Raw genomic sequence first — 18,505 nt, forward strand, 5'->3', positions numbered from 1 at the left:
AAGATGATCAGGCTTTTTGCGTATGCCACCTACTTAAGAATGGGATCATGTAAAGATAAAGTGCGGGAGCGTTCATTTAATTGTGCTTTTTGAAAAATAAATACTGATAATCAGCGGGTTAAAATTTTTAGACACAATTTTTTGAACGCTCCCTAAAATGTTATTGCTATCTCATCCCTTATTTTACAAAAAAACCTTACTTTCATTTTCTTTGAGCCCCTGATTATACCTGTTCGAGTGTTTAAAATCCTTGCTCAAGGGTTAACTATTGGCAAAAGTCCAAGGCTTTGTTATATTTATAAGAAAAGGATGACAGGTGAAAGAGAAAGTTTATCATATAAGTATAGGAGCCGCTTTAGGGTTGATCGTGAGGGCGTATATTTTGTTCAACAACGAAGGGCGTATGCCAGACATCATAAAAGAGTGGGACATTACCTTATTGAGCGTTTTATTGGGCGCATTTTTTTATCCGCTTTTGGTTTACTTTAACCAATACCTGATGCAGCGCATTGATCGCAAGAATCATTTGATTCGATTTTTTAGTGTACAGTTTGTCAGCCATTTACTCATTGTGTTTGCGTTGTTGATACCTGTCTTTATTGTTTATGTGGCTATGTTTGGTCATTTTGCCCAAACCGAAGGACTTGCCTTATTGCCTATTTTTACCGATTGGTACAACAACCGGGGTACTTCGGGGGCTATAGCTATTTTGCTCATTGTGAGCACTTACAACACCGGAGGTTTTGCCGCCTATTATTTTACCCGCCTTCAGCAAACCCTGCTGGAAACAAAACGTATTGAACGACAACAGCTACAGTCTCAGTTTTCGGTGCTTAAGAGCCAGATTAGTCCTCATTTTTTGTTTAATAGCCTCAATGCCTTGTCTACAATGGTGCACAAAGATGCCCAACAATCAGAGGTTTTTATCCGCAAGCTTTCAGACATTTTTCATTATGTACTCCAAAACAGCCACCGCGATTTGATTTCGCTTCAGCAGGAGCTAGAGTTTACCAAGGCTTATTGTTACTTGTTACAAGTACGTTATGGGCGCAACCTAAAGGTAAATATGGCCATAGACCCTGCCAAAGCTCCCCACATGATTCCTCCGCTTACGCTGCAAATGTTGGTAGAAAATGCCATCAAACACAACGAAATTTCTAAAGATCGTCCTTTAAGAGTGCATATTGCTACTCAAGGCGATTTTTTGCTGGTGCAAAATAACCTACAGGTTCGGCAGCAGCCCGAAGCTTCGCTGCATATAGGGCTCAACAATATTTTGAGTCGGTATGTTTTTTTTACCGATATAAAGGTAGAGGTATCCAAAACTCTAGTCTTGTTTATGGTCAAGTTGCCACTTTTAAAGCCTGTTGCCTCATGAGTCGTTTGAACCCATACTTGCGTAAGCACCGCTTGCTGTTGGCTTTGTTGGCGGGTAATCTGGCTTACTTTGTCAGCATATTTATTCACGATAGTTTTGATTTTGTTCAACAAAACTACCACATTCCCGATCATTTGTATGCCCTGCTTATGATGGGAATATTTGTAGAAACTATATGGGCAGTGGCGGTGTGGTTAGACCAGTGGCTGCTTATTGAGCATAAGTTTAAGCAACGGGCAATTGTTCAAGGATTGTTCAGCCTGGGGGCTATGATAGGGTTGATTACCTTGGCTGATGCAACATTGCCTGGTTTTACGCTCAACACCTTGAGGCATTTTCAAGAATTTGAGGATGTAGCTCATTCGGTAGTGATCAAAAAGGTAAGGGTGTACTCTACTTTTGGGTTTACGGCGGTATTGTTGAATATTGTGTATTTTGGCTGGCGTTTTTTTCGGGATTTTCACGTGGCGCAACTCAAGGCAGAGCAATTGCACAAAGAAACAGTGGCGAACCAACTACAAACCCTCAAAAATCAGATTCATCCCCGGTTTTGGTTTGCCAGCCTTGAAGCCTTGATTCAGCTGGTGCACCAAGACCCTGATTTATCAGAAAAATTTATCAAAAAACTGTCTCTATTTTATCGATACAATATTACCAACAGCGAAAAAGAATTAATTACGTTGGCCGAAGAACTTGAGTTTGTCAATATTTACATTGACCTTATAAATATTAAAAACCCTGCAATGCTCAAGTGGCACCATCAATTGGCGCCTGCTATGCTTCAGTATTTGTTACCTTCCAAAGCATTGCAAAAGGTGTTTGAGCAGGTTTTAGAAACCCACCTGTACGATGCTACTCGTCCACTGACGCTTAAGTTGAGCACCAACCCTGAAGCAAATCTGATAGTGACTTATAGTGGACTCAAAAAACTGCATACCCCTGAGTATATTACTCAGGACTGGTTGGTTGAACTCAACCAGATTTATCAGTTTTATACCCCACAAAAAGTACAAGAACACACTCAAAAAAAACAAAGTCAAGTAGTATTACCTTTGTTACAAGTAGATGGGTAGTTGTGTTTAAAAAATATTGCGTTGAAAATGCCGCTAAATTGCGTCAAAAGTCAGAATAAACTCATTGAGATTTTTATCAGAGTCTAACCCCATTTTTTGGCGCAAGCGGTACCGTTTTACCTTGAGGCTTTCCTGGGCAATGCCCAGCAAGTCAGAAATTTCGCGCGAACTCAGATTGAGTTTAAGCAAAGCACACAAGTGCAGGTCGTTGGAGGTAAGTACTGGATAGCTGTTTTTGAGGTTGGCGTAAAACTCAGGGTGGAGTTGCTCAAATATACGTTGAAAACCCTCCCAGTCTTTGTCCAGGTTAATGCCGTGATCAATCAGGTTTGCCAGGCGCGAAAACTTAGCCTTGGCATCATTCAAATCTTTCTGTTTGCGAACTTCACCCACCAGCGTTTTCAAATCGTTAAGAATCTGGTTTTTCTGTAGCATATGCAATGTTTGTGAAGCCAATTGCTGGTTTTTGAGTTTTACCTCGCTTTGCAACTTCTCTTTTTCAGTATCCCTGCGAGCATTGGTTTCTTGTATAATTCTTTCATTGGCATCCGATATTTGTTTATTGAGCAGGGTCAGTGCACGGTTACTTTTTTGTTTGCTAAAGTAAAACAGCCATAACACCACTACCAGCATGAGGGCAACCCCTAAGCTCATATAAGTAATGCGCTGGGTATACTTTCTTTGCCTGGTATCTTTAGCAAACACGGCCCGTTCTTTTTGTCTGGAAAGCTTCAGGGCTGTTTTTTCTTTCTTAAAATCAATTGTAGCTGCCAGGTAAGCTATTTTTCTTATATTTTCTGTATTAATCAAACTATCTGATATTTGGTGGTACAGCCTGTAGTTGGCCAGTGCCCTGGCAGGTTTGCCCACCGCTTCCAGGCAAATGCTCAGCCCTTTGAGCGCATCTTTGTAATTGAGCAGGTTGCCTATTTTTTTACCAATATCGGCCGCTTTTTGGTAATAAGTCATCGCCTTGTTGTATTGCTTTTGCAGCAAATAATTTTTGCCCAAGGTATTGTAACTCTGGGTCAGGTCTTCACTCATTCCCAGTTTTTTTCGTATATCAATCGCCTGATTGACCCATTTTTCGGCTTTGGCATATTGCCCGGCTTTTTGCCGTATGATAGCCATTCCGTTGTAAGCCCACCCTAAAATTTGTTGGTAGTCAATTTTTTTGCCCAACTGTATACACTTCTTGTAATAAGCTTCGGCCTGTGGGTATTGATGGGTATGCTCAAAAACCAACGCCAGGTTATTGTAAGCAGTTGCTATAGATTCCTCATTTTTGTTCTCCAGACTAATCTTTAGGTTGCGTTCATAATACTCTTTAGCCTTTGGATAATCTTTTTGTTCATAATACAACACCCCTATATTGTTGATTGTATTGGCGAGTCTTTCTTTATTGTCGCGGGTTGGCTTGAGCTTCTCCTGAATAGCCAATGCTTTAAAATACATGGCAAAAGCCTGTTTGTAGTTGCCTTTACTGCTGTACACCATTCCCACATTGTTATATGTATTGGCCACCCCCATACTATCTCTCGACTTTTGCTGCATTGCCAATGCCTTTTGATAGCTCTCCAATGCTTTGTCATAGTCACTTTTGGTTTGGTACATTTCGGCCAGGCAAGCATACACCTCCATGGTGGTTTGGGTGTCTTTTAACTGTTGGCTTAGCTTTAAGCATTGGGTATAATAGCTCAAAGCTTTGTCATAAATCTTCAGTTGGTCGTAAAGCAGTGCCATATTAAACCGGGTAGATAGAATTACCTGAGGCTTTTTGAGCTCTTGAGCAAGTGCTATTATTTGTTGGCAGTATGCTTCAGCCTCTTTGGGCGATTCTTTGTAAAAATACACCGCCGCCAAACCCTGATATGCTTTCATTTCGCTGGCTTTGTTTTGAGCTTTACGTGCCACTTGCAGGGCTTTGTTCATCAATATCTCAGCTTGGGTATAGCGTTGTTTTGCAAGGTGTGCCCAACCTTTGAGGTAATGGGCGTTTGCCAAGCCTTTAGCATAGGCGTGTTGAGTGGCCAGGCGAACTGCTTTGGTGTAATAAAGGGCAGCTTGAGTGGTATCAGATTTTTGCAGATTTCGGGCAAGCTGGTTATAAGTATCTACTCTTTGTTTATGCGACAACTTGGTAGCAAGTACCTTTTTCAATGAGTCAACCCTGGCTTTTTGCTGAGCAAATGCATAGCAATACATTCCCAACAGACACACAACTATTAAGTGTTTTTTCATACCCACTGCTATGTTTGATGATTGTTTTGTTGTCACCCACTGTGATAACACATAGGGTTTAACATAAAAAAAGCATAAAATGCAATGGTAAAAGTAACACTTTGCCTTCATATAATCCAGCCATTGATCTAAACATACGCATTTGATGCAAGAAAACCACCTTAAAAAGCTCCTGTATAGAATAAACCAGTTAAACTTACATCTCTCCGTTTCTGCGGTACAAATGTCTTATCTTTGCCTTATCAAAAAACATTTGTTGTGCAGTGATCAAAGCTTTTTCAACCCCGCATTTTATAAAAATAATTCTATAAATCATTACAAACTTCTTGTTCAACCCTTTTAATGTATAGCTTACTATATATTAAAGTATCTTCTTTCACTGAGGCAAATCAAGTGCAATGAGCACGCTTCAGAAGCTTGCGATCTGTCTTAACCAGCAGACGTAGTTTTTTTATTAATTAAAATCACAAAGTAAAATGTTACAAGAAAGTAAATTGAAAAGGGGTAGGGTAGACGATCCGCTAAATCCACCGCCACGCCCTGAGTATCGCTAGTAAATAATAATTTAGTTTATCAAAGAAGAAAGAAAATCAGAACCACTCAATAACTTTAGTTTATTGAGTGGTTTGTTGTTTTGAAGGAGGAGACTAAGTTAAGTTAGATTGGTTTAACTTCTCAAATGTTCTCTTAATACTTTACGTACCCACTTGTCTACCCTGCGGTTGTGGTTGGGTAAGTCACCCTGTTTTTGGTGGGCTTTTACTTTGTATAGTTCTACCTCAACCCGATCCAGTAAACCAAAAAAAACCTGGAGTAAATCAGTATTTTGCCTCAAGTTACCTTTTTTAGTAATAAAATTTCCTTGCACAATTTTCTTGCGTCGGGTAGGTAAATCTGCTACATACTGGCTGTCGGTATACAACGCCACTGTAGAGAGAGGCATTGCTTTTTTCTCCGCATAATACAAAGCCTCTATTGCAGCAGTCAACTCCATGCGTTGGTGGGTAGTATGGGTTACAATGCCTTGCAATAGGGTGTCTTCTTCGTTGTTGGCAGCAAATATTAGCGCTGCCCAAGCACCTGTTTGGCTGGGTGGGTGGCAAGCCCCATCGGTATATATAGTTAAAATCATTTCGCCTTTTTGTGAGTTACAAAATTACCCTTTAGTTTTCTGATATTAAAGTTAAAAACAGGTGTTTTTTGAATGCCGAATAGCAGGTGAGGCATTCTTAAAATTGGTCTTGATTGAGCACAGGACTTCATCTGCGAACTTTATAAATCATTAAAAATCAACGCAATAAAACTGTGAAAGTTTGTAGAGCAGCGTTTAAATATGCATCGGTATTTAAGGGCTTGAGGTTGTAGTAGCTCTTAAGTATTTTTGATAAAACCACAGATTGTGTATATTGTAACTCATACGACTTAAACACCATCCACTTTCCCGGCATTATGACCCAGTTCAAAAAAACACTCACCAAATATGCTGTTAAAACAATGCTTGTTGTACAGGCATTTTTGTTTCGGTATAAATTTCTTAACTTCTTGGGGTACACCCTCAACCATTTACTGGCATGGAGCCGTATTATTGCCAAAAATATTCAAAAAACTGATTCGCCCGGTAAACTGGGAATGAAATGGCAACAAGGTTTTCCGAGCATGAAGCATGTGCCCATTACCAAAATAGATGCCCGTACGGTATATGCCGAAATTCATACTCCTTGCCCTTTGCAGGGGTCGGGCGATGTAGAGGCTTGTTATAAAATGATGAGTTTTGACCGAACCATTGCCAAAGCTGCCGGAGGGCAATTTGTGGTGTTACAGTCACAAGCACAAGAGGGCGTATACAAATGCAGAGTAGCTATGCGCCTTAAAGGGGAAGATATGAGCGACTTGTTGCCAGCTCATTTACAAGACTAAATGCTACATACAGTAAGTAGCCTGCCGTTACCCACCCAAAAATATAAAACCACTCACTTGTGAATAAAAGGATAGCTGGCTATATTTGATTTTAGCACCTACTGCATTTATTTTTGTGTAGGTGTCCTACACCTAACAAACAGGTGTGGCAGATTTTAAGCGTATGATTTCTTGTAGCTCATTGCTCCGATGTATATTGGCATCCAATGGCGTGTAGCTACTTATCACAATATATCGCCCAACTAATAGCAAAGTCTTTTGGAGAACTCTTCCTCGAATAACATAAACAGTGAAGTGGACAAGCACGAAAAACCAGTGCAAGCCAATGGTTCCACACAAAATGCCTTGCCTTCTAATGGGGAACATGCCCAAATAAATGAAGTATCGGATGTAATAAAAACCGACCCTAAACCCACCCGGCATTTTACCCAGCGTTATCGTTTTGCCCTTGCTATTACTGCGCTCGTGTTTTTCACCAGTTATTTGTTGATTAGTTATGAATTGAGAGATCAATCGAAATATACCCAACAGATCAATGATGTAGGCAAGCAGCGTTTACTGAGTGAACAAATTGCCAAAACAGCGTTGCTCATTCAGCATTGCAATAGTGCCCGCGATTGTAAAGATAAGGTAGAGTTATTTCAGAAAATGCTCAAGGTGTGGAAGGTGCGTCAGGCAGAGCTACACTATGGCGACTCTACCCAAGGAGCAATGGTACAAAACAGTGATAGTATACGGGCAATGTATCAGCAAACTGATAAGTATTACCAGCCTTTGCGCCATGCTTGCGACCGTTTGGATGCCCTCATCTTAAAAAAACGAATCAATCGATTGCTCATCAAACGCGCTGTACAGTTTATTTTGCTCAACGAAGATGACTATATCAGACAAATGGATGCTATAGCCAACCAATATGACCAAGAGGCTAAAACGTCTATCCGTCGTTTGCACAACATTCAAATAGGTTTGCTGTTGATTGCCTTTCTTACCCTCATTTTACAAGAGTTTCAAATATTTCAACCTGTAGTACGTCGCTTGCAGTTGTACCTCGATGGTATCCAAAAAGCCACCAGTCAATCGCAGCAAAAAAATCAAGAATTGGAACAAGCTTACGATTCGCTCAAAGAAGAAGAAGAGCGTGCCCGGCAAAACTCTGAGGTACTGACCGAGATCAATAACAACCTGTTGCGTACCCAAATGGAGCTGACCTCGGCGCACGACGAACTAAAGCTGAAAAACCGAGAGCTAGAAGAGGCCTCAGAAATTATAAGTTTGAACGAAAAGCTGGAAACTGCCCGTTTTTTCGATAACTCAGTGAGTCATTTCTCGGCGGTCATGAACTGGAAAAACAACCAGGATTTGTATAGTTGGAGCGACCACTTGCTTACTCATCTGGTGCCCTTTGTCAATGGGCTTCAGGCAGTTATTTATGCCTTTGACGAAGAGCAACAACGTTTGCTTGCTACGGGAGGACACGCCGTGTCGAAAGATTTTTATGATGTAAGGCAACAGCTCGAACTGGGCGAAACAATGGTAGGGCAAGTAGCCAAAAGCCGTGAAGCCATTTATGTACAAAACATAGAAAGCAGTCATTTTGAGACCCTTTCGGGAACTTCTGAAATTTACCCGAAAAATATTTTTATCCTGCCTTTGATCTACAATGAGGTACTTTGTGGTGTGCTGGAGCTTACCAGTATTGAGGCTTTTGAAGAGCGTCACCTAGAGGTACTACGTCGCTTGAGCGAAACCATTGGGGCAAACCTCAATGCCTTGCGTAGTCAGACTCAGATCAACCACTTGTTGCTAGAATCGCAAAAAGCCCAAAAAGAACTCGAAAATAGTTTGTTGACAATTCAGCAAACTGAGGAACGTTTTCGTAAGCTGGCAGAGGTAACTCAAGAAGGTTTGCTGTTTTTGAATGAAGAAAACCTGGACGTAAAAGATGCCAATCCGGTGTTGTCGCGTATGTTGGGCTATAATAAGGTAAGCGACCTGCAAGGCAAAAACTATTTGATGTTTATTGCCCCAGAGTACCGGGTAGAAATAGAGCAAGTATCTATTATAGACAAACGTGCGGTGCACGAAACGATGGCTTTGCGTAAAGACGGTGACACGTTTCCGATTGAACTACAGGCACGCCGGGTAACCTACAACGAAGATACTATGGTGGTGTTGTCGGTAAGAGACATTACTGAACGTAAAAAAACCGAAAAAGAGCTTGAAGAAGCCAACCGTATTGCCAGCCTGGTAAAAGAACTAGAAAAGAAAAACAAAGACATTACGGCAAGTATAGAATACGCCCAACGCATTCAAGAAGCTATTTTGCCTAGCAGCGATATGTTGAAAGGGTTTTTGCAGCACTTTGTATTGTACCACCCCAAAGACATTGTTTCGGGCGATTTTTATTGGATGACTGAAAAAAACGAGCATACCTTTGTGGCAGCGGTAGACTGTACCGGGCACGGGGTGCCCGGCGCGTTTATGTCGTTGATTGGATATTCTCAATTAAATAAAATCATAATTGAGCAGGGGGCAGTACGACCCGATGAGATTTTGACCAAGCTAGATGCCGGAGTAAGCGAGGCTTTGCGCCAACAAGAAGGAAAGTCTAAATCGCGTGATGGGATGGACCTGGGGTTGATTGCGCTTAATATTTATGAGAAAAAACTGAGCTTTGCCGGAGCTTACCGTCCTATGTATTTGGTTCGTCGGGGTGAGCTGCTTGAATACAAGGGGAATTCTTTTTCGATTGGTGGAAACTTTAAATCTAAAAAGAAGAAAAAGCAGTTTACCCAAATTGATATAGAGTTGCAAAACGGTGATACCATCTATATTGCGTCTGATGGCTATGCCGATCAGTTTGGCGGCCCGCATAATAGAAAATATATGACCAAAAACTTCAAGCGTTTTTTACTCACCATTCAGCAATTTGACCTGGAGCGTCAAAAAGAGATGTTGTACCATGAGCTACGCCAGTGGCAAGGCGACCACCGCCAAATGGATGACATTTTGGTCATAGGCTTGAGGTTTTAGATGTATGCTTGCTATAAACGAAGGCGACTTCGTCTAAAATGTCATTGGCTATTTTGCCCACTGACGATACAATGTTTTGGATAATCTGTACTATGTGCTCCCAGTTGTAGGTAAAAGCTGACCCTGGTCCTTCTTCATGTCCTTTTTTGTCTGGTCTTTGGTCTCCTTCTTCTTCTTGCCCTTCTTCCCAAAGCCCTTGATCTTGTTTTTGATAAAGCGCATGATTTTAGCCATCAACTCATCCACTGGCTTCTTCAATCGCATCAATATCTTTTTGATGCGGGCACTTACGTTGCCCAGGCGGAGCAAGCGTGCCAAAAAGTCGAGCAGGAGGGGTACAAAGTTGGCTAAGGTGTCTTCGATAAACTTGGCGGCTTCGCCCAACATGCCCATGGCTACTTTGCCTACCGATGACACTATATTTTGGATGATTTGCACAATGCGTTCCCAATTGTTGATGAGCCAGATGGCAAAGTTATTACCTTGGGCATAAAATAAAACCTTGCCCAAATTAATGAACAAGGTTTTTATTTTGGTGGTAAACTCATTCCCATTCAGGATCACCAAAACCATCTTGTAACTCCCAGTTGAGTTCTTTGAGTATAGGACGCATTTTGCCAAGTTCTATTCCAGACAAATACTCTGAGAAGTTTGATTTTATACGGGTTGTTTCAGGAAGCTTTCCAAAACCAAACTCATGTACTATCTCAGGGATCACTTTCTCCAAAATTTCATTGCCCAGACTTTCATGAGCCGAAAAACCACCATAATGTAGAAACCACTCTATTTCACATTTATCTATTGCTAAATATCGTCTAAACCTTTCAATAATCATCTCGCTTAATCCATAAAAACCTAATGCTACCCCTGAACCATCAGCGTTACTCTTGAGCTCTGATATTACCACAATCACTTTTGGTGTGTCTTTCCAGATAAATAGTCGTAAAAGGCAATGCTCCTGAATACTCTCAGAGTTCATCCATCTGAAAATAGTTTTCAGGTGCTGAACACCATCCTGTTCAGAGATTATGACTTTTTTATTTTCCATCAATACTTTATTTATCAAAAACAACTTTAAGTTTCAATCTTGCTCCATCCTCTTTGTTTTCTATATCGTCAGCCTCTACCTTCCAAGAAGGTACTTCAATTCCAAACAACTTGGCTACCCGCTCCATCAACACTGCCATTTCTACAGGGCCTGTTCCCCCAGGTACTGGGGTTACAAATTTTGTTTTGTTTTTTGCCGTAGGGTCTACATCTCCTTTTACATTTTTGGAGGTGAGTTTATCTACATTTTCTAGAGGAACAAAACCTGTATCAACAATGAGTGTATGATCATCTTTCAAATCCTTTCCTTTTATTAAGCCCTCTTTGCCTACGGTAGAAATAATAATGTCATAATTTTTCATCAATGCTAAATCCTTTCCTTGATAACCAGGATCATCTATTACCCGTGGGTCTATTATATGAGGTTTGATGCCTTTTTCCTTGAGCATAGTAATTACCCCTTCGCCGATAAAACCGCCACCTCCTACTACTACGATCTTTTTGCCAGCTTCTGCAAAAGGCTCTACAATCCGAACAATACCTTCTGAGGTAGCAGGGTAAGGAAACATCCTGTTTTTCTTATCCCCCGAAAGTGCATCTAAATCTTTTTTAGGATTTAATTTTTTTACAATATTCTCTAATCCCTTAGGGGGAGGAGATTGTACAATAACAGCTCCTATGTTCGTATCTTTATTAAGAGAATCTATCACACGAGCAAACTCTACTTGGCAATATCAGTAGGTAAAGTGCGCATTTCAGCTTCTAAACCTAAGCCAAGGTTTTTTCCTGAGTTTTCTCCAGTTAATTTACCAAAAATCTTCTCTTTCTCTCGTGCCGAACTCAATGAGGCTCGGTGTTTTACCCAGTAAGGATCACTTTCGTCAATAGTCCAAGTAATTACAACTACTTTTTTCTTTTTCTTTGGTTCAGCTTTATCAAATATTGGACGATACTTGTTCTTCACTTCACGTCTAGTTACCCCCCCCAAACACTTGAACGGCACCTTTATAATCTTTCTTAAGCTCTTCCTTAAACTTCTTTTTAAAATCTTCAAGAAGTTTTTCAGGAGATTTAATCCCCTTACCTCCCCCTTTGCCATTATTGTTGGCAGGGAACTCCTCATCGATATTATTAGGAGCAATTTTTACCCTAAAGTCAATATCTTGATCTTTTTTCTCTTTCTCGAGTGTACCAAAGCTTATTTTAAGTTTTATACCCTTCTTTAGTTTCTTTTGATACTTCTTTTCCAGTAATTTAGCACGACGAGTTTTAGACTTATAAAATTTACTAAAGGTATTGTTTTTCTTTTCGGGTTTTTGAAGTTCTTTTTTTATCTCCTCAAAAATTTCCCTATGCCTCTTCCTATCCACATCCGTCACCCCATCTTTGCCCTGGTCCTTCTTCATGTCCTTCTTCGTCTGGTCTTTGGTCTCCTTCTTCTTTTTGCCCTTCTTCCCAAAGCCCTTGATCTTGTTTTTGATAAAGCGCATGATCTTCTTTAGCAGATAATCGGGTATAGTTAAGTCATAAAAAAAGCGTAAGCTTTCGCCTACGCTTTTATTTTTTTGAAATTAGCTATATTTATGTAATAATTACTAAAATTAATTGTTTTGCAGCACAATAATATCAGAAGCATTTTGATGAAAATACTCTATCACTTCACCAATTTTTTCAACTAATTTATACTTATGTGCGTCTGAAATTTTCATATCATCTACATAAGAGTAAATATCTAAAATATCGTTTAACTTCTCCTTGTTTTCTTCTAAACCTCTACCACGATATAAGTTTTGGATTATTTGATAGGCGTCTTCATACCAATCTAATGCCCTTTCTATGAGAGAATGAGTTTCCTTATTAGTAATTGCCATCAGTGTTGTCAATACTTCTTTTGTATCTAAAATTAAGGCTTTCAAATGATTTATTTTCTTCACTACAGATAGGGTATAACCAATATCCTTATAGTTATACTTCGTAAAAACCTCTTCGATATATTGAGAAAACTTATTGCTCACCAGGGTATATTCACTATCTCCTTCTTCTACAAAATAAACAGATGGATCATTACCTTCACTGAGACGGATAAACTTTCTACAATCATCAAAACCCTCAAAAATCAGCGCATCTTTAGGTATCACATTTTCATAGTTCCACAAACCTTTAGGGGCAATTAACATTTCAGTTTCGTACATTATAAAACTGTAGAAAAAGCCTGGAGCCCAAGTAAAGCCTCTTATTGTTTTGCCAACTACGGTCAAAAAATCTTTAAATATTTGTGGAATGGATAAACCTGACGGATGTAAAGCCTCTAGTTCTTGTATTTCTGCTTCGGTGCAGCCTTGATACTCACGTTCATCATAAACAAACTCTATATTTTTTTTAATTTTGAAAATGGATGAATACCCGCTATTTATGTCCTTCATATTTCACTCCGTGTTTGACTAATACCTTGATATTTGGAAAAGTATTATTTAATAAATTAGCAACAGCTTGACAGCGGTCACAAGGAGACATTTGTGAAGATAGACGAACAACCCCTGTGATATACGGCTTTTGGCTATCAAAGTAATATTCCTTAATTCTTGCTTTAATATCTTTTTCACGACTTTTTTTATAAGCCTCCTTCATTTTCCCTCGAGCAAGCTTTTGTTTATTTGTTGGTACCTTAAGTAATCTCTTATTAATTAATTCATCTTGCTCTTCGTCTAGTTGTGCTTTAACTTCTTTCATTTTTACTGGGTCGATATTTAGTTGGCTGACGGATGATTTTTCAAAGTACGCAATTATATATTGTTTTATTGTATTATGGATGTTTATAAAGATACGTCGTTCAGCATCTCTTCTATTATCCCTAGCGGTAACTTTTACTGGGTTACCTTTAAAGTTTTTGGAGTCTTTATCAATATAAGGGTCATCGATCTGATTTTCTACTTGTAATTTAGGAATAAGCACCTGTACATCTTTATATTTAGCTGCCAACCTCTGCAATTGTTGTAATACAGCTATTACTTGTTGCTTATTTTGTGCCCCTGAAGAATTCGCTATTTGATTTATAGATTTTTGGTCAATTTTTTTTGTTGTTTGTATTGATTTTTGGATAGCATCAGTATCATTTCTCTGGCTTACTGATAAAAATGTTTGCCTTTTAGTGATAATCTTATGTCCATTCCACTTTAAATCAGTATCACAATAAGCCATGTTTCTTTGCCCTAATGAGCGAGCTATAGGAATCCCTTTATTATCTGGCTGAACTAGCCCCAATTGAGTAGTTGTTTTATACATTTGTATAATATCTAAAGTAACTTCTTTGACACTTACCAAAATTTTCAACTTCTCTATGAACTCATTTGCTTTTTTATTTGTCGCACTGGCATTTCGTTTAATATCATCGTCATAGTTTTTTAAAAATTTATCAACTTCTGTTTTAAACTTAGCATACCTTGGGCGCATGCCTGCTAATTTTTCACCTTTGGCTACTCTGTTTGTATCCTCGCTTAAAATACTTAAGTAATTAGGGTCAAATACATCTTTACTGAATAGCTCTATCTGCTTTTTTAAATCAGAACCAGCCTGCGCTAACAAAAATGGTATTTTTTCTGAGTCTTGAAAAGTATTAGGAGCAATCCTGATTCGAGCATCAATGTCTTGATCTTTTTTCGCTTTCTCTAAAGTTTCTAAAGAAATGCTGACTTTAATTTTTTGTTTGGTCTTCTTGCCATATTCTTTCTCAAGAGCTTTTGCCTTACGTTTTTTCTCTTTGTAAAACTCCTCAAAAGTAGGCTTGTTGCTTTTCTCTTTTAGCTCAGCTTTTATTTCTTCACCATATTGCTTATGCCTCTTCCTATCCACATCCGTTACCCCATCTTTGCCCTGATCCTTCTTCATGTCCTTTTTTGTCTGGTCTTTGGTCTCCTTCTTCTTCTTGCCCTTCTTCCCAAAGCCCTTGATCTTGTTTTTGATAAAGCGCATGATTTTAGCCATCAACTCATCCACTGGCTTCTTCAATCGCATCAATATCTTTTTGATGCGGGCGCTTACGTTGCCCAAGCGGAGCAAGCGCGCGAGGAAGTCGAGCAGGAGGGGTACAAAGTTGGCTAAGGTGTCTTCGATAAACTTGGCGGCTTCGCCCAACATGCCCATGGCTATTTTGCCCACCGATGACACAATGTTTTGGATGATTTGCACAATGCGTTCCCAATTGTTGATGAGCCACATGGCAAAGTCGTAAATCATCAAAATGGCTTGCACAATGGCCCCGGCGGGGTTCAGCATCGAGAGTATTTTAATGGTGGCTTGTTTTACCACCGAGACAATCAACCAGTTCTGAATCTCGTTGATCACCGTGGTTTTGATCTCCTCGGCTTTTTCTGCCAGCATATCCCATACTGCCTCCACAAAACCCTTCTCTTTGATGGCTTGCAATAGCTCCAGTCCGGCGCCTCCGGCTTCTTCGGCGCGCGCCAGGTTTTCTTCGCCCACCTCTTTGGCAATGCGGGCGCGCAGTACCGTCCAGTCGAGCCCCATGACCTGTAGCACCACCGAAAAAATACCCTTCAAATCCCATTGTTGGGGCAGGTTCAAGCCAGTGCCTGCCATTGCCCCCGTGAGCCAGGCAAAGAAACCGTTTTTGAGGTGTTTGCCAATGTTGCCCACAAAGTTGTTGAATCCCTGCCCCACGGCATCGACCATATTTTGGAAAAAGCCCATCGGATCGGTCACTATCTTGGTGAGCACCTGTTTGCCTTGGTTAATAATTTGGTCTATTTGCTCGGTGCTAAACCCACTGCTGGAGAGCACCCACTTAAAGAACTTGTAGGCGGCATCTACCAGAAACTTCGCCAGGTTGTGCAGCAAACCCTTCAGGCGTTCTTTTATTTCGGCTATTTTTTTGTCTACCTCCTCAATGGCCTTTTTGCGGGCAGTGTCCAGGTATTTTTTCAGCTCAGCCGCTTTTTTGTTTACCTTTTGGTCGAGCTGTTGTAGTTTTTTGCTAATGTCGGCGTAGGCACGCTCGGCTACCTTCTTGAAGGCAGGGCCTTGCTTTGCCACTATTTTCTCTAAGTCTTTGTGGGCTTGTTTGATCAACGCCTTGCATGCCGTTACTTCGCGTTTTACATAGCCCAAGATATGCTTTACCTCGCGGTCTATAGTGGCAATAAATTTCTTGCGTTCGTCCTCAAAAATGGCAATTACTTCGGGCAAGTTGCTGGTGTCTTCAAAGGCATAGCGCACCAGGTTTACCACCAACGCCCCTGGTATCAGGTTCCAACCCGTATTGAGGTAGCGGTCGTTATGAAACTTGCTCAAGCGGGTATTTACATTCTCCGAAAATGCCGCAATTGCCTTGTCTTTTACCCGTTTAAAGCGCAGCTTTATTTCGGTGTCGAGGTCGCTCAGCTTTTTGTTTACCGCGTCGCGGGTGCGGGTATACACCGCGTCCATTTCGGTGGTGAGCCTGGCGCGCTCCATTTCGTATTGCGACTTGGCATGGTCTTGCAGCCCACGGCTTGCCTTGAGTTGCTCGTCGCGGTTTTTGCACATGTCGCCTCGCTTGGTTTGTTCCTTGCTTTTTAGGCGGCGCCCCATCGTAGCATTGTGGCTTTGGGCGGCTTTTTCTATGTTGGCGGGTCCTTGGGTAGCGCCTTGTGCTATGCCTTTGTCAGCGGCCTCGGCTGCTTTCAGGGGTTCGGCGCCTTCTACATCCTTTCGACTAATTTCCTCGCCTTCGCCTATGCCTTCTGCCTTCCAAACATTGACACTATCGGCTTTGGTCTGTTTGATCGAGGCAATGTCTTGATCGTTGATTTTTACTTCCATTGCCTTGGGGTCTACCACAGGAGTTGCTTGCATAGGAGCTTCGTTGCGCAGTGGCGTGCCAGAGTCAGGACTGTCTACATCGGTAGGTTCTTGCACCAGGTGATTGTTGCGTACCTCGCCCACGGCACCTTCTATGGTTTGCCCAAAGCCCTCCAAACTTTTGATGGTACTTTGGTTAAACTTTTCCATGTACGCCTCATCTTCGAGCTGTTCTTTGGTGCTCGGTATGTTTTTCTGGGTCTCTTCCGCCAGCTTTTGCTGTGCCCCGCCTATGTCTTGGCGGTAGTTTTCTTTGGGGCGGGCGTTCATCTGGGTTTTTATGCCTGCTTTACGTCCGTCGTTGAGCTTGTCTTGGGGCGTTTCTTGTTTGGCTTGGCGTGCCTTGCGCGACTTGGTGCCCGCGGCTTCCTTCTTTTTGGCAGCTTCGCGGGTTCGTACTGTCTTTTTTTCGTTGCTAGTAAGCCCTTCTTGGGTTGCCCCCTCTTTTTCGCCCTTAAAGGTGCTCATTTCCTCGGTCATCTTACCTATCACCAACTGCTCTTTGCCGTAGAGTTCGGGGCGGCTAATATCTATGGTGCGTTTGCCACTTTCGCCTTTTAGCTCTTGGGTAGGCACCTCTTTTTCTTTTGGTTGATCGCCATTGGGCGAAACCTGAGTCGCAGATTTGATAGTAACCTCGCGGTCTTTTTTCTCAGGTTGGGTTTTTTTGGAGGGCGTACCCACCGTTTCCTTGTCCAAGCCAGTGTCTTTTAGCCCTGGCACTTCAGGGGTTTCAGTAGTCTTATTTGGGCGTTTAAGGTCTTGTTCGAGCGTTTTTTCTATTTCCTTCTTTGGCTCTTTTTCCGGGGCTGGGTCTTTAGCCTCCTTGTCCAATTGTCGTTGTTTTTGTTCGTCTTCGTAGCGTTTTTGGTACCAAGCCAGGCGTTGGGTATACCAATTGTCTTGGTCTTGCTGCTCAGTTTGGGGCTTATCTTTGGGCGTGGTACTGGTTTCGTTTTGCTTGGGGGTAGGGGCTTGCTTAGGCGTGTCGGGTGGTGTATCTTTTTGCTCGTCTTCGTACTTTTTCTTATAAAAATCAAGGCGCTTTAGCAATTCTTCGGGTGAAATTTTTGCTTGTTCGTTTTTATTTTTTTCTTTGCCCGCCAGGTGGCTATAGCGTTTTTTGTGTTCCATAGTGAAGCTGCCCTGATGATTTGTGTGAATTTAAGGGTTTTAGGCATATAAAAAAATATATAATTATTTTAATGCCTGGTAGTGACTCTCTGAAGGTGCCACCAACGATCAAAAGAGTAGATGTAAACAAAAGAGATAAGGGAATAATCGATGAAAAAAACAACTTTAGTAGTATGGGTATGTTTGTTATGGGCAAACACAACGGTTGCTCAAAGTCTACCAAAGGGGCAAGCCATTAAACAACAAGTCATCCAGTTTTTTGGAGGTAAAAAAGCCTTGAAAAAAGTACGTAAACTGAGTTATACTTTAGAAATGGGGGTGCCAGGGCAAGCCAGGTTGAAGGAACAGGTATGGGTACATTTTAAGCGAAAGCGACTCAGGAAAACATTTACCCGCAAAGGGAAAAAGGTGACACAATACTATAAAAAGGGCAAAGCCTGGGAGGGAAGAGGCAAACACAAACGTTTTTTGGCGAAAGACGAAACCGATAAACTCGGTAATGTGTTTTTTTACAATTTTTTGGGCATGCTCAACAACCCACAAGTACAGTGGCAGTGGCTCAAAGAAACTACTTACCAAAATCAAAAGGTGGCAATTGTAAAAGCAGCAGATGCTACTCATAGCCTGGACTTATTTGTAACAGCGAGTGGCAAAATATTAACTACTGGTATGCCTAACCCTCAAAGTGGTGAATATGAGGTGTTGGCCGATGAACTGGAGTATGTAAATATAGGCAAAGGTATAAAGTTTCCGTTGGTATTTAAGGTATATAGCAACGGTGTGCTGGTATACATAGGAAGGTTTAAGAATGTGAAGGTTTAGATGG

Annotated in this window: 14 protein-coding genes; 5 read left to right on the forward strand and 9 right to left on the reverse strand. The window is 41.1% G+C overall.

The window, feature by feature from the left end:
* The first annotated feature begins 316 nt into the window (after nt 1–316).
* Both M23134_RS39020 and M23134_RS27375 read left to right on the forward strand, forming a co-directional pair.
* A complete protein-coding gene (locus M23134_RS39020; RefSeq protein WP_002701790.1) occupies nt 317–1,378 on the forward strand; it encodes a sensor histidine kinase in 1,062 nt (353 codons plus the stop codon).
* Complete coding sequence (locus tag M23134_RS27375) at nt 1,375–2,451, forward strand: histidine kinase (protein ID WP_002701792.1); 1,077 nt, start codon at nt 1,375–1,377, stop codon at nt 2,449–2,451. Before M23134_RS39020 ends, M23134_RS27375 begins: the two co-directional genes overlap by 4 nt.
* A 33-nt stretch (nt 2,452–2,484) precedes the next feature.
* On the opposite strand, the gene M23134_RS27380 is transcribed toward M23134_RS27375, so the two are convergent.
* Nucleotides 2,485–4,692, reverse strand: a complete 2,208-nt coding sequence (locus tag M23134_RS27380; protein ID WP_198145100.1) for a tetratricopeptide repeat protein — start codon at nt 4,690–4,692, stop codon at nt 2,485–2,487.
* A gap of 667 nt (nt 4,693–5,359) precedes the next feature.
* On the reverse strand, nt 5,360–5,824 hold the full coding sequence (locus M23134_RS39025; protein WP_002701799.1) for a ribonuclease H family protein: 465 nt from the start codon (nt 5,822–5,824) through the stop codon (nt 5,360–5,362).
* A 317-nt stretch (nt 5,825–6,141) separates the two neighbouring features.
* On the opposite strand from M23134_RS39025, the gene M23134_RS27390 reads away from it, so the two are divergent.
* Nucleotides 6,142–6,609, forward strand: a complete 468-nt coding sequence (locus tag M23134_RS27390) for a hypothetical protein (protein ID WP_002701801.1) — start codon at nt 6,142–6,144, stop codon at nt 6,607–6,609.
* 294 nt (nt 6,610–6,903) lie between these two features.
* Complete coding sequence (locus M23134_RS27395) at nt 6,904–9,642, forward strand: GAF domain-containing SpoIIE family protein phosphatase (RefSeq protein WP_002701803.1); 2,739 nt, start codon at nt 6,904–6,906, stop codon at nt 9,640–9,642.
* A gap of 90 nt (nt 9,643–9,732) precedes the next feature.
* Here M23134_RS27395 and M23134_RS27400 read toward each other — a convergent pair whose 3' ends face one another.
* The 7 genes from M23134_RS27400 to M23134_RS27430 form a co-directional block, all read right to left on the reverse strand.
* Nucleotides 9,733–10,215 (reverse strand): hypothetical protein, encoded by a 483-nt coding sequence (locus M23134_RS27400; RefSeq protein ID WP_045114438.1) that lies wholly within the window; start codon nt 10,213–10,215, stop codon nt 9,733–9,735.
* Entirely contained in the window at nt 10,187–10,690 is a 504-nt protein-coding gene (locus tag M23134_RS27405; RefSeq protein WP_157558672.1) for a hypothetical protein, read from the reverse strand. The genes M23134_RS27400 and M23134_RS27405 overlap by 29 nt, the downstream gene beginning before the upstream one ends.
* Before the next feature lie 7 nt (nt 10,691–10,697).
* The gene (locus M23134_RS27410) at nt 10,698–11,399 is read right to left on the reverse strand and encodes a bifunctional 5,10-methylenetetrahydrofolate dehydrogenase/5,10-methenyltetrahydrofolate cyclohydrolase (protein ID WP_002701810.1); all 702 of its coding nucleotides are present in this window, start codon (nt 11,397–11,399) and stop codon (nt 10,698–10,700) included.
* Nucleotides 11,400–11,410: 11 nt separating this feature from the next.
* Nucleotides 11,411–11,653: a hypothetical protein gene (locus M23134_RS27415; protein ID WP_002701812.1), complete on the reverse strand. Its 243-nt coding sequence runs from the start codon at nt 11,651–11,653 to the stop codon at nt 11,411–11,413.
* Between the two features lie 7 nt (nt 11,654–11,660).
* A complete protein-coding gene (locus M23134_RS27420; protein WP_002701814.1) occupies nt 11,661–12,179 on the reverse strand; it encodes a hypothetical protein in 519 nt (172 codons plus the stop codon).
* A gap of 111 nt (nt 12,180–12,290) precedes the next feature.
* Nucleotides 12,291–13,112 carry an SMI1/KNR4 family protein gene (locus M23134_RS27425; RefSeq protein ID WP_002701815.1) on the reverse strand — a complete coding sequence of 274 codons (822 nt, stop codon included), beginning with the start codon at nt 13,110–13,112 and terminating at the stop codon, nt 12,291–12,293.
* Complete coding sequence (locus tag M23134_RS27430) at nt 13,096–17,679, reverse strand: hypothetical protein (protein ID WP_002701817.1); 4,584 nt, start codon at nt 17,677–17,679, stop codon at nt 13,096–13,098. Before M23134_RS27430 ends, M23134_RS27425 begins: the two co-directional genes overlap by 17 nt.
* 150 nt (nt 17,680–17,829) lie before the next feature.
* Between M23134_RS27430 and M23134_RS27435 the strand changes: the two genes are divergently transcribed.
* Nucleotides 17,830–18,501: a hypothetical protein gene (locus M23134_RS27435; protein WP_002701819.1), complete on the forward strand. Its 672-nt coding sequence runs from the start codon at nt 17,830–17,832 to the stop codon at nt 18,499–18,501.
* Nucleotides 18,502–18,505: the final 4 nt, after the last annotated feature.

Origin of the sequence: Microscilla marina ATCC 23134, from assembly GCF_000169175.1 — a bacterium.
In the GTDB taxonomy this organism is placed as follows: Bacteria; Bacteroidota; Bacteroidia; order Cytophagales; family Microscillaceae; genus Microscilla; species Microscilla marina.